The 16,520-nt window shown below is 42.3% G+C and carries 17 protein-coding genes; 2 read left to right on the forward strand and 15 right to left on the reverse strand.

Annotated features, from left to right (window positions below; genetic code table 11):
• Position 1 precedes the first annotated feature (1 nt).
• The 10 genes from VME0621_RS19405 to VME0621_RS19450 form a co-directional block, all read right to left on the reverse strand.
• The gene (locus VME0621_RS19405; protein ID WP_062459531.1) at positions 2 to 724 is read right to left on the reverse strand and encodes a tetratricopeptide repeat protein; all 723 of its coding nucleotides are present in this window, start codon (positions 722 to 724) and stop codon (positions 2 to 4) included.
• A 3-nt stretch (positions 725 to 727) separates the two neighbouring features.
• Complete coding sequence (locus VME0621_RS19410) at positions 728 to 1,576, reverse strand: type II secretion system F family protein (protein ID WP_062459528.1); 849 nt, start codon at positions 1,574 to 1,576, stop codon at positions 728 to 730.
• Positions 1,573 to 2,475: a type II secretion system F family protein gene (locus VME0621_RS19415; protein WP_062459526.1), complete on the reverse strand. Its 903-nt coding sequence runs from the start codon at positions 2,473 to 2,475 to the stop codon at positions 1,573 to 1,575. The genes VME0621_RS19410 and VME0621_RS19415 overlap by 4 nt, the downstream gene beginning before the upstream one ends.
• 1 nt (position 2,476) lies before the next feature.
• On the reverse strand, positions 2,477 to 3,748 hold the full coding sequence (locus VME0621_RS19420; RefSeq protein ID WP_006070730.1) for a TadA family conjugal transfer-associated ATPase: 1,272 nt from the start codon (positions 3,746 to 3,748) through the stop codon (positions 2,477 to 2,479).
• Positions 3,745 to 4,986 carry a CpaE/TadZ family protein gene (locus VME0621_RS19425; protein ID WP_062459524.1) on the reverse strand — a complete coding sequence of 414 codons (1,242 nt, stop codon included), beginning with the start codon at positions 4,984 to 4,986 and terminating at the stop codon, positions 3,745 to 3,747. Before VME0621_RS19425 ends, VME0621_RS19420 begins: the two co-directional genes overlap by 4 nt.
• 1 nt (position 4,987) lies before the next feature.
• Positions 4,988 to 5,464: a hypothetical protein gene (locus VME0621_RS19430; RefSeq protein WP_062459521.1), complete on the reverse strand. Its 477-nt coding sequence runs from the start codon at positions 5,462 to 5,464 to the stop codon at positions 4,988 to 4,990.
• Entirely contained in the window at positions 5,461 to 6,831 is a 1,371-nt protein-coding gene (locus tag VME0621_RS19435; protein ID WP_062459518.1) for a type II and III secretion system protein family protein, read from the reverse strand. The genes VME0621_RS19430 and VME0621_RS19435 overlap by 4 nt, the downstream gene beginning before the upstream one ends.
• Complete coding sequence (cpaB, locus tag VME0621_RS19440) at positions 6,831 to 7,655, reverse strand: Flp pilus assembly protein CpaB (RefSeq protein WP_062459515.1); 825 nt, start codon at positions 7,653 to 7,655, stop codon at positions 6,831 to 6,833. The genes VME0621_RS19435 and cpaB overlap by 1 nt, the downstream gene beginning before the upstream one ends.
• Before the next feature lie 21 nt (positions 7,656 to 7,676).
• On the reverse strand, positions 7,677 to 8,102 hold the full coding sequence (locus VME0621_RS19445; RefSeq protein WP_062459512.1) for an A24 family peptidase: 426 nt from the start codon (positions 8,100 to 8,102) through the stop codon (positions 7,677 to 7,679).
• 171 nt (positions 8,103 to 8,273) lie between these two features.
• Positions 8,274 to 8,489, reverse strand: a complete 216-nt coding sequence (locus tag VME0621_RS19450) for a Flp family type IVb pilin (protein WP_062459509.1) — start codon at positions 8,487 to 8,489, stop codon at positions 8,274 to 8,276.
• A gap of 471 nt (positions 8,490 to 8,960) precedes the next feature.
• Between VME0621_RS19450 and VME0621_RS19455 the strand changes: the two genes are divergently transcribed.
• On the forward strand, positions 8,961 to 9,851 hold the full coding sequence (locus VME0621_RS19455) for a LysR family transcriptional regulator (protein WP_006070738.1): 891 nt from the start codon (positions 8,961 to 8,963) through the stop codon (positions 9,849 to 9,851).
• A 167-nt stretch (positions 9,852 to 10,018) separates the two neighbouring features.
• On the opposite strand, the gene VME0621_RS19460 is transcribed toward VME0621_RS19455, so the two are convergent.
• Together VME0621_RS19460 and VME0621_RS19465 are read right to left on the reverse strand one after the other, a co-directional pair.
• Positions 10,019 to 11,476: a glyceraldehyde-3-phosphate dehydrogenase gene (locus VME0621_RS19460; protein ID WP_062459506.1), complete on the reverse strand. Its 1,458-nt coding sequence runs from the start codon at positions 11,474 to 11,476 to the stop codon at positions 10,019 to 10,021.
• A 328-nt stretch (positions 11,477 to 11,804) separates the two neighbouring features.
• The gene (locus VME0621_RS19465; protein ID WP_172427887.1) at positions 11,805 to 12,578 is read right to left on the reverse strand and encodes a siderophore-interacting protein; all 774 of its coding nucleotides are present in this window, start codon (positions 12,576 to 12,578) and stop codon (positions 11,805 to 11,807) included.
• 241 nt (positions 12,579 to 12,819) lie between these two features.
• Here VME0621_RS19465 and VME0621_RS19470 point away from each other — a divergent pair, with 241 nt between their 5' ends.
• On the forward strand, positions 12,820 to 13,041 hold the full coding sequence (locus tag VME0621_RS19470) for a hypothetical protein (RefSeq protein ID WP_006070741.1): 222 nt from the start codon (positions 12,820 to 12,822) through the stop codon (positions 13,039 to 13,041).
• 118 nt (positions 13,042 to 13,159) lie between these two features.
• On the opposite strand, the gene VME0621_RS19475 is transcribed toward VME0621_RS19470, so the two are convergent.
• The 3 genes from VME0621_RS19475 to tnaA form a co-directional block, all read right to left on the reverse strand.
• The gene (locus tag VME0621_RS19475; RefSeq protein ID WP_031494818.1) at positions 13,160 to 13,546 is read right to left on the reverse strand and encodes a RidA family protein; all 387 of its coding nucleotides are present in this window, start codon (positions 13,544 to 13,546) and stop codon (positions 13,160 to 13,162) included.
• Between the two features lie 81 nt (positions 13,547 to 13,627).
• Positions 13,628 to 14,842, reverse strand: a complete 1,215-nt coding sequence (locus VME0621_RS19480) for an aromatic amino acid transporter (RefSeq protein ID WP_006070743.1) — start codon at positions 14,840 to 14,842, stop codon at positions 13,628 to 13,630.
• 118 nt (positions 14,843 to 14,960) lie between these two features.
• Positions 14,961 to 16,421: a tryptophanase gene (gene tnaA, locus VME0621_RS19485; RefSeq protein WP_006070744.1), complete on the reverse strand. Its 1,461-nt coding sequence runs from the start codon at positions 16,419 to 16,421 to the stop codon at positions 14,961 to 14,963.
• Positions 16,422 to 16,520 lie beyond the last annotated feature (99 nt).

Consider the following 16,520-nt stretch of genomic DNA (forward strand, 5'->3'; position numbering starts at 1 on the left):
GTTAACTCCGGTACTGAGTGAGTTCGGCGCTAATATCACGCAATTCTTGGGCAGAAAACTCACCTTTTAACAGTTTTCTCGCAGCATCCACCTGCTGCACTTTCATAAGTGCAATGGCTAAGTTTGCTTTTACGATCTTATTACTCGGGTTTTCTTTGAGAATTGGAGTGAGCATTTCTACCGCCTTTTGGTAATCACCAGTTGCCATATGAATCATCGCTAGATTGTTCTTAATGACAACGTCGTCATAACCACGTAACCTTGCTTCATTCAACTGCTTGTAGGCTTGTTTGTAGCTCCCAGCCTTGGTATACGATACGCCCAACAAGACATGAACTTGACCAGATTGATTACCCGATTTAATAGAGTCTAAATAGGCACCAATTGCATTATCAGTGTCGTTTTTAGCGTCAAAAACCTGCCCCTCTAACTGGTACAAACTTGGATTTTTGACACCTTCTTTCTGTAAGTGCTGGACGTAAAAATCGGCAGATTCTAGGTCACCTTTATGAAAGTAGGCCCAAGCCAACTTTTCTTTGATTTGAGGATCTTTCGATCCTTTTTCTAACTCAGACTTGTAGTAACTAATCAAACCATCATAGTTTTTCACCTTCTCCATACTGGCAATTTCGTCTTGTTGGTCACTCTCTGGAGATGGAGCTGACTGACATCCGACTAATGAAATCAGTAAAACTAAGACGATATAGAACGGTTTTCTGATCACCCGTTACCCTCCTATATTTATGGACATTTGCATAATTCCCGGTGCGAGAATAAGAATCACGATGGGAAACATAATGAACAAAATCAATGGGATACTCATTTTTGCGGACAATTTACCCACTTTCTCTTCCACAGTTAGAATTTGTACTTTTCGCATATCTTCTGCCAAATCACTCAGTACCTGCGCCACGGAAGTGCCGTATTGCAGATTTTGAATAATAGTCAGTACAAAACTTCGCACTGCAGGCGTAGGTATGCGATCACTGAGGTCATTCAGTGCTTTTTCTAAACCATGTATTTTGGCGGAATCCGAAGTGCGCTTAACCTGATAGCAGAGATCAGAATCAAATTCTGCAAGCTCTTTACCTAAATAGATCAATGCTGCTTCGATGGTCATACCGGTTTGAACACACACTGACATCATGTCCAGTAAATAAGGGAGCTGAGCGGATGTTTTTCCAATGAGCATCTTCCGTCGCATCTGCAAAAGCATGTCAGGAACGACAATTACCGCGACAAGAGACATCACCACAGCTAATAACTTGTTGCTGGCCGTCATATCTGTCACTAAAACTAAAACCGACAACACGGCGAGTACCGCTAACTTGGCTGGGAAGTAAAATCTTGCCCACTCAGTGTTGTAATAACCTGCTTCGATAAGCTTCTGCTCAAGCTCATGTCGGTGCTCTTTACCAAACCGAACAAAAAAGCGATTAACACGAGAAGAAGAATTTAAAGTCTGCCCGCCAATATAGTCCTCTACCTTCTTGCGCCTCTGCTCCGCTCGCAAAGACTCAAAAATCAGAAATAACAGGGAAACAAATAGGACGATAAGCGCCATCAATAACATCATGCGCGCACTCCCCTTACCAGTAGCCAAACAATAGACAAGCCGATGAGTTCGCTACCAAGGACGTAAAACAGGACGTACTGACCTTGAGGATCATTTAACACAAAGTCGACATTCGCTGGGTTTACGTAGTTTAGAATAACGGTAAAGATAAGCGGAATAGCCGCGACGATTTTCGCAGAAATCCTCGCTTCTGAAGTCATGGCCATTTTCTTTTTCTCTAGCGTCCTAGAATCAACCAATACTCTTATAAGGCGAGCTAATACTCCTTTGAGTTGTCCTCCACGAGCAATGTTTGCCCTAATGGTCACTGTGAAAAATAAAAACTCTGGATAAGGGTAATTTTTACAAGAACGCTGCAAGACGACTTCCGGTGATTCGCCCAACTTCAACCGATCGCCCATTAACTTAAATTCACGGCCTATCGGATTGTTCATTGCTTCACCGACATAACTAATTGCTTGCATCAAGCTATCACCCGCCGTTACTGCGCTCATCAGAATATTCAGAGCATCAGGAAAGGTATTTTCAAAATCACGTCGCCGTCTTCCCACCAAAAAGCGATAACCGAAAACAGTGAAAATGAGAGAAAGACTGAGCACCAACCAAGAATTGGTCATGGATAATAATTCAATAACGATATACCACGACGCGATAATGCTGCCTGTAATATAAAGAGCTATATACAGCGAAGAACGTGGTCCCAAGATGGTAAGCGTCGGTGAAATCGACTCCTTAAATTTCTGCCAATTCTGCTTTCTCACCAAAGATTTAACGTTAATAGCATTTAAGTTCTCCGCTTCAGCTTCTTCTATATTGAAAAACTGATCGACTTTTTTGACTTTAGAGTCTCTCAAAAGAATAACGACTAAGGCAAAAAGGACTAACGACAACCAAAGCATGTTATAGCCCCTTAAACGATGCCATTAAGTCATCATATAGCCCGAAAAACTGTGCTTTTTTCACCAGTTCCGAACGCTGCATAATACCGTTAGTGACGAAATCACCCTTCACTGCCTCGCCGTAATGCGCATCGTCATAGCGAAAGCGGTAAATTTCTTCCATCACCACGCTGTCGCCTTCAAGCCCGACAATCTCTGAAATGCTGGTAACTTTACGAGAACCGTCACGTAAACGGTTAACCTGTACCACCATTTGAACCGCACTGACTATGGTTCTCCTAATAGCATCCAAAGGCTGATTTAAGTTCGCCATCATAACCATGGATTCAACACGAGCAATAGCATCGCGTGGTGTGTTGGCGTGCAACGTTGACATCGAACCGTCGTGTCCCGTGTTCATCGCTTGTAGCATTTCAAACGCTTCCGAGCCACGACACTCACCGAGAATAATACGATCTGGTCTCATACGAAGTGCGTTGATCACCAAGTCGCGTTGCGTGACGGCTCCGGTTTGCTCAATACTCGAAGTTCTTGTTTCCAATCGAACTAAGTTAGGCTGTTGAAGGCGCAGTTCAGCGGCGTCTTCTATGGTGATGATGCGTTCATCTTCAGCAATGTACTGAGACAAGGCATTGAGTAAGGTGGTTTTACCTGAGCCCGTACCACCAGAAATCAACACGTTGATTCGACAACGAGAAGCAATCATCAGCACACGCGCCATGTCTAAAGACATAGAGCCAAAACCAATCAAATCCTCAAAACCAATGTTCTGCTCGCGGAATTTACGTATTGAAATAGACGTGCCATCTAGTGCTATCGGAGGAATAACAATATTTACACGACTGCCATCTTCTAGCCTGGCATCAACCGTAGGAGAAAGTTCATCAACGCGACGCCCGACACGCGATGCAATACGTTTTGCAATCGCCAACACCTGCTCTTCGTTAACAAACGTCACCTCAGACTTTTGCACTTTACCGTGTCTTTCAAAAAAGATGTTGTTAGGACCGTTCACCATAATGTCGGTAATCGACTGATCCTCTACCAAAGGCTGCAAAGGACCTAGACCAAACAACTCATCCATTAGGCTCTTTACTAAGCCTGACTTCATCATAGATGTGATAGGTCTTTGATAGCTATTAGCAAGAAGATCCACCGCACTTTGTATTTGAGACTCTAGGTCTCGACGACTCATTTTCTGAACCGCTTCTGCGTCCAAGGCTTCAAAAATCTGACCACGAAATGCGAGATATAAGTCTTTGTTAGAACTCATTTAGCGCGCACCTTCTTTAACCAAGAACCCATGCCTTTAGTATCCACTGGCTGACCATTAATTAGTTTCACCAGTTGCTCTATAGAACGACTGATGTGGCGGTCGTGTTTGTGTCCACGTTTGCCGTCAATAATGATATGAGACAATGACTTACAGTAGGCCACTTCCAAGTCGATATCCGCACCTAAATACTTCTTAAGATCTGGCCTTTGCAGCACATATGCATTTTCAGGTCGATGATAGTTCACCACCGTAATAACGCGCGTACGCGAAGATAGCGTGAGTTGTAAGTTAGCGACTTTCTCAAACAGTCGCTTTGCACTACGGACCGATGATACCGAGGCGTCTAGTACCAATACGACGACGTCGAAGTTTTCAACGAGCAACTGAGGTTCCACTTTAAAATCGACGCTTCCGGAGAAGTCTTCAATAATAAAGTTGGTATTTCGTGCTAGTAACTCACAAAGCGTCTGGTTGTAGGTGAGAATATCGTTTTGATTCATATCACCATCAATGGCCAACAAGCGAAGGTTTTTTCTAGCGCTAAACAGATAACTTAGCGCCCCCTCTTCATCCATCTCATGCAAAGGTGCAGTGAACTCGTCAATCGCTCGAGGCTTAAAATCCTTGAGAGCGAGCAAAACATCTATATTGGTACCGGAGTATTGGTGATCCACAAGGATGGTGTCGGTCCCATGAGTAGAAAGTAGAGAACTCAGTTCTGTCGCCAAAAATGATGCACCTACACCACCTTTGGAGCCGACTACAGCCACGCGCTTAGCTTTTCGCTTTTGGCTAACCCCAGAAAAGGTCTTGAGGTTCTTGCTCACGTGAGTTAAGAAATCAGCAAATTCTTGCTTGTTCACTGGCCAAAAAACATAGTAAAAGCCCATGTCTTTAAGTGAACGTAAAGTAGAGATAGCATCTTCTTTACCAATAACTATCACACCTTTATGAGTAGGCAACTTGCTAGCAAACGCTTTAGCATCTTCTACGACATTGTTCGATTCATTAAGCTCAAGAATAACGATGTGACTACTTTGCTGTTCAGTTAGCTTCGTCAGTCCAGCCGTGGTTTTCACACATGCTGGATCATTCCAGCCTTCAAATCGGAACACTTCCTGTACAAGATTCAAACACTCCTGCGATTGATAAAACAATGTACAACCCGCAACCCCTGTTGGTGTTTTCGGAACCGGCTTTGCCTTTGTGGTTAGTGCTTTAGTAAGGTCAAACATCTTATTCTCCTACCAATCGAGACTTGTAGGACACTTGCTTCAAACGCATTGACTCAACAAAACAGTCAGGCTGTCCAATCTGGTGTTGTATCTGCGCGGGTGCGCATTGTTGCGTTTTCAGTCGAGTTAACGTGACTTGAATATTGAGATCATTACGCATGGTGTGAACGTGTTTGAACTCCACTCGTTGCGGTGCCACTTTGTGAGACGGATACTGGTCAAAGATCTTCTCTAACATCTTTTTGCTGCGAGTGTTTCTATAATCGACAACGTAAGTCGCCTCTTTATCGGTCGACTCAATGTCCTTTACCAATGCGCTGATTTGTTTAGCCGTTTCATCATAATTCTTAATTGCAAAGTCGAAACTATGATGTTCTTGATAGGTAATAGCCTCTGCACCATTCCCACCAAAGTAGCGTTCGGAAGCACAGCCTAATAAAGTTGAAACAAGGAAAACAATTATGATTAGCTTCTTCATTGAATGAATCCTCCTTGCGATAACAGACGAATAGTGGCATCTGAAGACGCTACATGCTTTCCATCTGAGTCAACATTTAGCCAACGCGCCAAGGTCGACGTTTTCTTAATGTATGGCAGTTGGATATCTTTTGGCTTCATAGGCTCTACCAAGTTCACGGTAGCAACAATGATGAGTTCGGTTCGTTTTCGTTGAGTGGTTGCTTTTCGAAACGCAGCACCGAGTACGGGCACATCACCGATAAATGGGATTTTCTGCATTTTTTCTAGGTCACTACTACTCATCAGCCCACCTAAAATGAAGCTGTCACCATCCGCTAACTCAACCGTTGTCATAGCTCGTCTGGACGCTAACTGAGGTACCTTGACGCCAGCCGCTTCAACATAACTTTCCACTTCACTAACTTCCGGAGAAAGCTGCATACGAATTTTGTCTTGGCTGAGCACCTTTGCGGTTAGGTCGAGCTTGATACCAAACTCTTTAAACGTAATGTTCACATTGTTGCTTGTTGACACTATTACGGGAACTTCTCCACCGACGAGGAAACTCGCCGATTCTCCAGATAACACGGTTAGATTCGGTTCAGCGAGCACTTCAGCAATGCTGTCATTACCTAATGCAGTGATAAGCGTACTAAGATTTGCGGCATCAAATTGGTCAAAGACAAACTCTCCCACACTTGATCCCACTGAGCTCCAGTCTACACCGACCGTTTTCCCAAACGATTCAGTTACCTGAGCAACGGATATTTTGACGTTAACCTGTTGGGTAGTAGCGACCTCAATACGTTCAAGAATCCCGTCCCAAGTCATATTGCGGGCAAAAACCATGCTTTCTGGCTCTTCAAGCTCCAACGAGTCAGATTTGAATTTCATTTTCTGTGTTTTATCCCACTTCTCAGTTTTTTTACGTCCCAGAAGCGTCGCCACCAAACGGTAGATATCGTCTCGAGTTTGCTCCGAGTCCACTACACCACTAACAGCAACCTGCTCACCTACCGACTGAACCTTGACCTTCGCGTCGGGAAAATGGAACTTAAGCTGGCGGCGTACCTCGGTTAAATCTAGATCAACAATAATGCGGTCTGAAAGCAGAACATCATTGTTTGTCCCATATACAATAAGCCTTGATTGCCCGACACTATTGGCAAACACCACAAGCGTGTTGTCATTGATAATTTTGTAGTCTGCGATGGCAGGATTACTTATAAAAACCTTACCAATAGGCATTTTCAATTGAATATGCTGGCCATCGTTAAGAGTAATTGAGCGATCCGCTGCGTAAGCGTGTTTCACCCAAAGTAAGCCTATGAGCAAGGATGTAATGTAAACCCACAGTGCTTGCTTGAGTCGATGTTGCATGATCATTACAAGGCCTCTCTAGGATTTATCTCGTTACCACGTAACTCTTCAATCCCTGTATAATTGTCAATAATGTTACGTACTTCCGCGTATTCCGGCTGCTTATAGGTTTGGCTTCGATAGATTTCGATATGCATGGTTCGTTGCGCTAACGCAAGCTTTGCTAAGTCATCAGGCTTTACTTCGATCACCACGGTAGTAAGCCCATCTTCCTTGGTGGGAGACCGAGCGGTAACGGAGCTGTTATCGCCTTTGTCATCACCCACGTTAAGTACTTTGACATGTTTGAGAAACATTGAGGCTTTCACTCCTCTGAAGCGTTTTGGCTTATCAACATTTCCAGCTAAATTATCGTTAGGCGAACTCACGGTTAGAACATCAATGAACGAACCGGGGCGAATGTAATCATTGATAAGGTTTTTATCACTCACTTCGAGTGGATATAACGTCATTCCCTCAGTGACCAGCAAGTCGATATACCCCGATTGACCTGGGGAAACTTGATATTCAGGTAGAACGATCTCCCCCGGTGTGAGACTTCGGTTTAATAGCACAGATGGTGAAAAACTAATTTTCGCGTCTTCTCGAACGCCAAGGCTTAGCGCCTCACTTAGAGGTAACTGCTTTTTTACCGCCCCTTGAGCAGTGATTGCATGACCCTTTTCGAATGCTTCTGTGGTCATCCAAACAGCAACATGCTCTTCATCTTTGTTTTCCGTCACTTCAGTGACAGTAGTCGGTTGAGGTTTACTTTTGAATAAGTCGACAACGCCTAACGCCCCTACTACCAACGCTACAACAGCGACAAGTAATACCAGTCGAGATCTCATAATTTTCCCACTCTTCGAGATTTAAATATGCAGCGCACTTTGTGTAAAAATGACTAAATAAAATCCGACACTAATTGCTATCCCATAAGGGATACCTTCTTGGTTATGACATGAGTTGCTTAATAATTTTTGGCTTAACCAGTAGATTACAGCAATAATCCCCCCAACAAAGCCCGTAATAACATATGCCCAAGGTAGAAGATTAAGCGGAATCGTCAGTGACAAAATAGCAGCGTATTTAATATCACCGGCGCCAATCCATATAAGTGCATAAATTAACAGCCCCATAGTTAAAACCAACAAAAAGGTCGTTATATGAATATCTATCGGCGACAAAAACAACTGTACTAAGAGTAATATAAACAATATGGAGTTGTGTATTGTTCTGTAACGAAAGTCAGTAATAGTGACAACTAAACACATTATTGCCAATACCAATAAATACATTATATTACTCGAACTATTATTTTTGTTTGATTTAGTAAGTTTTACATCAACCGATACACACTAGATATACTTAATAACTTGCGCCAGACCAATGAAGCTCATAGGTCTGGCGTAGATATCTAGAGATATTGTCTACAATAATCCACTTAAGGATAATGCAAGTATTGATGATTACTTTGTAGACGTTTCGATCGTGTCACCAATCTTAGTAAAAGCCAGTTTTAGCTCATTGATAAATCCGTCAGAGCCCGAAGTGCTTAGCGCGACGCTCAACGCTACAGCCATAGCTACACCAATCAATCCATACTCAATTGCAGTTACACCGCGTTGATCATTTTTAAATTGTGATAAAAACAAGCCTGTTTTTACATATAGTTTGGTAATCATTTTAACTTCCTTTAAGGTCGATTTACAAAAGCTTGCTCATTCTAATTAATAGTTACATTCAACGAAAAATACCCCCTATCGATGCAGTCGATAGGCTTAACAAACAATGTTCAAAATGAGAAATCAAACAACAACACAAAAAACATACAAACACTTATATAACATACACTTAAGAAGAATTGTTATACTTTTATTACATACTTAAGTACAGATAACATATTTCGTACTGTGAGATATAGATCATTAATAGAGCCATTACTTTATTGTTGGATATAATTATTCTTAGCACAAAAAGAGATAGATGCGATGATAATTTATGCAATATAGGAATATATCCACCCATACGTTAATATTATTAATTACTAATGCTTTATAAAACGAGTTGAAATACTAGTATCATCACGCTATTGTGTTGCAAATATACAATTTACATAATTATAATCTGCTTGCTTTATAAAGGTTGGTTGAATCATGAAACTACAATTCGAAAATATTGTTTCGTTCGTAGCTGTAGTTGACGAAGGTTCATTTAGCTCCGCTGCTCGTAAGCTTGGTAAATCCCAATCTACTGTTAGCACTGCTGTTCAGAATCTAGAGTCAGACTTAGGCTTCAATTTATTTAACAGACAACACTCTAAAGTCTGGTTGACTGAAAAAGGGAAACGCTTGTTCCATTTATCGACACCGGTTGTGTCGAAGTATCGTGAGTTGATTACAACCGCGAAGCAAATGAATATATCAGAGCAAATTGTCTACCGTGTGGGTATTGACCCTTTGGTGTTCAATAAAGAAGTGAAGAAAACTCTGTTGGACTTCTCTGAAGCATTTCCCAACGTCGATTTGGTCGTTGTTACTAAACCAAGTTTCGTTTTGGGTAACTACATTAACGAGGGGAAAATAGATCTTGCGTTAGGGAATCCTTATCACAAGACTGATAATGACTTTAACATAGACGAACTATTTCACGTTAACTGTTGGTGGGTCGCTCATGAAGACTTAAAATCCGTTAAAAGTCATCCCTCCCAACGAGTGCTGTTAATGGATGGCATTGAGGAGTTACTCAATCTCTCAAACATAGCCTCATACAACTTATGGAGGCTTGATGACTTAGGAACTATTATCGATCTGTGCAAAGCTCAACGTGGCATTGCGTTTTTGCCTGAGTTCCTTATCGACAAAAACATGAAAGACAGCAAACTAAAAGTAATTACCGACCACCCCGATTTCTTTGGCAAAAAAGTCGTTGCCTCCCTTTTCTGGCCGGTACATTCTGACTTCAGTTTGTTTAATCAATGGATCAAAGGAAAACTGCAAACTAGTGTAAGTAGAAAACAATCATTCATTGCAGATTTAGCACAATAGCTCCTGCGCTCAGTATACACCACACTCAAGTCAGCAGCGTTGCGTTCCCAGAGTGAGATAATTACGCTTTGTTCCCTCAAGCCATAGAGTCAGGCAAAGATAAAACTTTAGGCATAAAAAAGCCGTCACCTAGCGATGACGGCAATATCTAGCAGTGAATGTCGGATTTACACAACAGCTGGGTAGGTTTTGTATTTCACGCCCATCATCTGTTCCATGCAATGTACAACTTGGCAACTGTAGCCAAATTCATTGTCGTACCAGATGTACAATACGCAGCGATTATCTTGTGCGATTGTCGCTTGGCCGTCTACGATACCTGGATGACGAGCACCAACTAAATCAGTCGAAACAATCTCTGTTGAATCGGTATAGTCTATTTGTGCCGATAGAGATGAGGTAAGAGAGATTTCACGCAAGTACGCATTAAGCTCATCTTTTGAGGTTTCTTTTTCAAGATTTAAGTTCGCCACCGCCATCGAGACATTAGGTGTTGGGACACGAATAGCGTTACCACTTAGTTTGCCTGCCAACTCCGGAAGCGCTTTGGCAACAGCTTTTGCTGCACCCGTTGATGTTAAAACCATATTCAAAGAAGCAGAACGTCCGCGACGGTCACCTTTATGATAGTTATCAATAAGGTTTTGATCATTCGTGTATGAGTGAACCGTCTCAATGTGGCCCGAAATAATGCCATACTTATCATTGACCGCTTTTAAAGTCGGAGTAATCGCGTTGGTCGTACAGCTCGCTGCCGATACAATAGTATCCCCCTCGAGAATCGACTCATGGTTCACACCAAATACGATATTTTTAATGTCACCCTTACCCGGAGCAGTCAGTAACACTTTGTTTGCGCCATTGCACGCTACGTGCTGACCTAAACCTTCAGCATCACGCCACACGCCAGTATTATCGACAACCAGTGCATTGTTGATTCCGTATTCGGTATAGTCCACGTCAGCAGGGCTGTTGGCATAGATAATTTGAATATAATTACCGTTGACAATCAGCGCTTTATTCTCTTCATCAACTACTATGCTGCCATTGAACTGGCCGTGCACAGAGTCACGACGCAAAAGGCTCGCACGTTTTTGTAAGTCACCGTCACGCCCACCACGAACTACAATCGCTCTAAGAGTCAGTGGGTAACCTGGGCCACTCTTCTCGACCAAGATACGAGTTAGTAGACGACCAATACGACCAAAGCCATATAAGACGACATCACGAGACTCAAGAGCAGCATTGCTCTCAATGCTCTCAACTAATGCTGTCATTAAGAAATCATCGATGTTTTGTTCATTATCGTTATTCGCCCAATACTGTTGAGCTAGTTGGCCGATATCGATGCAGCATGGAGACAGATTTAATTGAGATAGTTTTTCGATGAGAGGAGCAGTTTGAACAATGTTGATGGCTTGAGGGGAATAGTGGCGTGATACGCGATGAGTTTTAATAATGTCGATAGTCGTTGCGTTGACGAGAGTTTTGCCGAACAACAGTATTTCAACGCCCTTCTCTCTATACAGTCGACCTAAGATAGGTAGCATGGACTCAGCGAGTGTTTGGTTTAGTTGCCACTGATTCTGGTGAATTTCAGTTTGCGAGATGTTGCTATTACTCATAGTAACTGGGGGACCTCTATAAGTTAAAGGCTCGTTACTCTTGAATGTAGGGTACAAGAGATAAGGAGCTGTTTTGGGGATGTAATTGTGTTGTTATTTTTTATGCGCAGAAGTGTAACAAACAGAGACTTAATCTGCTAGGAAAAATAATTGACAGAATATATAAGGAAAAGTGTGACTTAAGTAGAATTAATACAAGGTATGATGCCAACCTTAGTCGTAAAAGAACCTGACTAAGGTCGAGCTTATTTTTCGCATTCAATCAAGAAAAGGAATGGTTAACTCAACACCATCCCTCTCATTAATGCATTACTAGGGAATATAGTGGCTAGTTGGACTCAAACTCTTCGTGATCTTGCTTTTTAATCACTTTGTGACCATCTTCTGCCACCCCTCGCTTCCAATAGCTACTGATATAGATGTCTTGACGTGGAATCTCTTTTTCGTTGCGGAAATAACGGCGAAGTGCTCTCATTTCATCAAATTCACAAGCACACCAAACGAAAGGTGAGCCTGTTAACCAATCTAAGTCCTCTGATGTTTTAGACAAAGAGTCAGTGGTCCAAATCAGTCTGATGCCCTCTGGGATGTCCAATATTTGTTCATCAGCGCTGTCTTCTATTTGAATCACAGCATATCCTTTTGCATCGCTTGGGAGCATTTTTAGCTTAACCGCTAACGCTGGTAAAGAAGTCATGTCTGCATTGAAGAAAAACCAGTCTTTACTAGTATCAACATCTTGAAGAGTTCCTGGCCCCATGATGGATATCATATCGCCCTCTTTCGCAGAACTCGCCCAGCGTGCACCAAATCCGCACAACTTGTCTTCAGTAATATGAGTAACGAAATCGACATCCATTTCACCTGAGTCGACATTAAGGCTTCTTATGGTATAGGTACGCAATTTGGGGCGATTATCTTCCGAAAGCCCGGTGATATCTGTACCGCCATGTTCATTAAACAAGAACTTAATATAGCCACCGACACTATCCGATGGAAAGGCCTTCAGTTCTTCTGAATAAAAAGAAATACGTAGCATGTTAGGAGAAAGTGGATGCACTTTAGTGACTTTGAGAGTCTTAGGACGTGGCTTTTTCATGATTTTCTCTTAATGATTATTGTTTTCATTTAAGTCTATCATAACAATTCCAATTGTTACGCTCTATTTTCATTGCTTTACACTTCACATTCTTTAACGAACGAGTTTCATCGACTCAAACACCTCTCAAATCTCGCGGCTAACATCATTTCATATGGAATGCTATAAAACACCGCTCATTATTTGACCAGCTTCAAATTTACTCCTATGTTTGATAAACCGCTCACGGCAAAGGAGGTAAAACATGAAGAAAATGAGCAAGGCATATCGCATGCAAATCATCAAGGAAGTAGCTGAGAAAAAACGCCGCGACCAGTTCGATGATCCTATGGCGGTCTACATAAACCATCTATTAGATGAAAGGCCACAAGCGGATAATGTCGTTGAATATAAACAAGAATTCAGTGGAAATTACTTTGATGAGAGCATAGGGGGATGGATCAGTAAAACTTGGCAGAGCAAATAACATATTCGCTTCACTCAACCACATGATTAATTTAATCTGAAAACTTGGGACTGAGCAGAAAAGCTCACTATGAGGCGCCATAATCTAGCGGCGCCCCCAGAACTTATTTCTTATATCACTAGCCTTTTCTAACCGCTATTACCTCGATCTCTACTTTTGCATCCATAGGAAGACGCGCGACTTCTACACAAGACCTTGCGGGGAAAGGAGCATTGTGAGCATTAAAGAACGCTTCATAAGCAGCATTGACTAAAGCAAAATCGTTGAGGTCTTTGACAAACACTGTCGTTTTTACAATATTACTTGCTTCCAAGCCAGCTTCCTTGACGATAGCCAATGCATTGGTTAACGACTGAGTTGCCTGCTCCGCCACATCTTCAACCATTGCCTTAGTTTCGGGGTCAATTGGCAACTGCCCTGAAGTAATAACCATATCACCAAATGTAACGCCTTGAACATAAGGGCCAATAGCAGCTGGTGCGTTATTTGTAGCTATTGCAGTCATAGTTGTCTCCTCTTGTTTTTATCTGGTTAAGCTAGCTCGTCTTTTGCAAGCACAAGCTAGCTGCGAATAGTTGTTTAAGGTTTAGCCAACAAATGTCGGCAACAGACCCATCATAGAAAGGATGTGGAACACCGCAGTCAGGACACCAAAAGTAATCACTAGAGTAATCATCACCTGACCGCCAGGTGCTTTAAATCCATCAGCGCCTGCATGCACTTCGCGTGTTTTCTTCGCCAATAATGCCGGGATGATACATGCCCATACCGTTGCCGCAGCACCCGCGTAGCCAATAGCGATCACGAAACCAAATGGGAATAGCAGAGACATAACAAGTGGCGGTAGGAAGGTAACGAGCCATGTTTTGGTGCGACCTTGTTTTGTATCTTCGAACTTAAAGAAATCTGCAAGGAAATCAAAAACACCCAGACCAACACCAATAAATGAAGACAAAATTGCTGCCATTGAGAAAGTATTGATTGCGTTCGCGACTTTATCTGACTCAATTACTGAGCCAAGAGCTTTTAGCAATGCATCTACATTACCACCCTGCTCGATAACTGGGCCGAAGTTTGCTCTAGGAAGATTGCCGAAAATACTAAATAGCCATAGGAAATAAAGACTAAGTGCGATAACAGTACCGCCTAGAATGGCGTATTTGGCTTTTGTCTCTTCACCGTAATAAGCGCGCATTGAAGACACTGAGTGATGGTATCCAAATGAGGTCAGTGCTACAGGCAACATTGCCATGGCGTATGGCGCATAAGCATTCTCTTCACTAATGGTATCGAAAAGTACCGCCATATTTACTTTCACAGCCAAGCCCGATACACCAAACACAAAGCTTAGAATCATGAAAGCAATTAGCACAACCGAAATTCGGTCTACCGCACGGGTTGAATGCCAAACAAACGCAGAAAAAATCAAGACAAAAAGAACGGATGCGATTTTAGCATTAAGACCGAGTACATCCTGTAATATAAGTCCTGAAGAAGTAATGTAGGCGTAGAGTAAAATACCACCCACGAAATACACTGTAATGTTGTTAATAAGATTAATCTTATCGCCTAATAAGTCCTTTGTAACTGTGTCAAAAGACACTTTTAATTCGTAGTGTTTGAATGCTTCCAATAGCATCCAACCAGAAATTGTCATGACCACCATAGTTATTGCGATGGCCAACATCGACCAAATAGTCCAGGCGCCAGCACCTGCACTTGGTAGGCCCAACATACCAGCGCCTACACAGACACTCGCTATAATACAGGCACCACCTATCAGAGACGGATTCTTTTTCATCATTCTGTTCTCATCAAATTCACGTTATTAGATTAGGGAGACTCCCCTACTTCTCTGCTTTTATTTTTTGTATTGCTAGAGAAAAAGAGCGCAGCCAAATGACTGCGCTCTGAAGTGGTTATGCTTCTTCGAGCACTTTCGCTTCTGCTGGATTAACTACGGGTTCAACTTCTTTTAATCGAGCAGTAAAGTGACGTAAAACTTCGGGCTCATAAGTGAAATCCAATCCTTTCACTTTATGCGCGTTCTCTTTCACTTTCTCAAATGCTTCAATAACGTAATCCATATGCGTTTGAGTATAAGTAGCACGTGGAATTGTTAAGCGAAGCAATTCAGCTGGACATGGATGCTGTTTGCCAGTTGCAGGATCGCGACCTAGAAGTAGTGAACCGATTTCCACTGCACGAATGCCAGCTACTTTATAAAGCTCACAAGCAAGAGCGTGTGCAGGGAATTGGTCTGCTGGAATATGAGGTAGCAATTTACCTGCATCAACGAACGCTGCGTGACCACCCGCTTGCTGACAGACGACGCCTATAGCTTCTAGGCCATCGACTAGGTATTGGATTTGGTTAATGCGGTACTCTAACCAGTCTTGACGCATACCGTCGTACAGACCTACTGCTAGACGCTCCATTGCGCCACCTTCTAGGCCACCGTATGTAGGGAAACCTTCTTGAACCACACATAGAGTACGACAGTCAGTATATACATCCATGAAAGATTCATCTTTGAAGCACAATAAGCCGCCCATTTGAACCATTGCGTCTTTCTTCGCAGACATTGCTAGGCCATCAGCATACTTGTAAGACTCACGAGTGATCTCTTCAATAGTCCAATCTTTATATCCAGGTTCACGTTGCTGGACAAAGTATGCGTTTTCAGCATAGCGAGCAGAGTCCATAATGACCGGAATATCGTATTTTTGTGCGATTTCATATACCGCTTTTAAGTTCGCGATAGAGACTGGCTGACCACCCGCAGAGTTACACGTGATTGTACTTACGATGTAAGGCACGTTAGCTGGGCCAGCTTCAATGATAGCTTCTTCTAACTTCTCTAAGTCAAAGTTACCTTTAAAGTCTGCATTTACTGCTGTATCAAACGCGTCTTTTGTATAAACGTTCTTAGCTACGCAGCAGTTCACTTGAGTGTGACCTTGTGTAGTATCAAAGAAGTAGTTAGACAGTGCTACCATCTTTGAACGGTCCAAACCTTTCTCTTTTTCACGCTTTTTAATTAGTACAGGGATGTAGATCTGTTCAGCACCACGACCTTGGTGAGTCGGAATGGTCAGTTCATAACCAAAGATGTCTTTTACTGCGTTAGCTAAAGCGTAATAGCTGCGGCTACCACTGTATGCTTCATCACCGCGTAGCATTGCTGCTTGCATATCTTGAGTAATTGAACCTGTACCACTGTCTGTTAGTAGATCAATAAATACATCTTCACTATCTAGTAGGAATGGGTTCATACCCGCTTTAATAATTGCTTCTTCACGGTACTCACGCGTAGTACGTTTTACTGGCTCAACAACGCGAATACGGAACGGTTCTGGTAGATGTTTGAAGTTTTCCATTTTAATTTACCTAATATATTCATTTCTTATCTAATATTTAATTAGCGATCAAAAAGATAAGAAATATAATTAAAGAGAACCCTATCCAGAATATATATC

The sequence above is a fragment of the Vibrio mediterranei genome (assembly GCF_900088415.1).
GTDB lineage: Bacteria > Pseudomonadota > Gammaproteobacteria > Enterobacterales > Vibrionaceae > Vibrio > Vibrio mediterranei.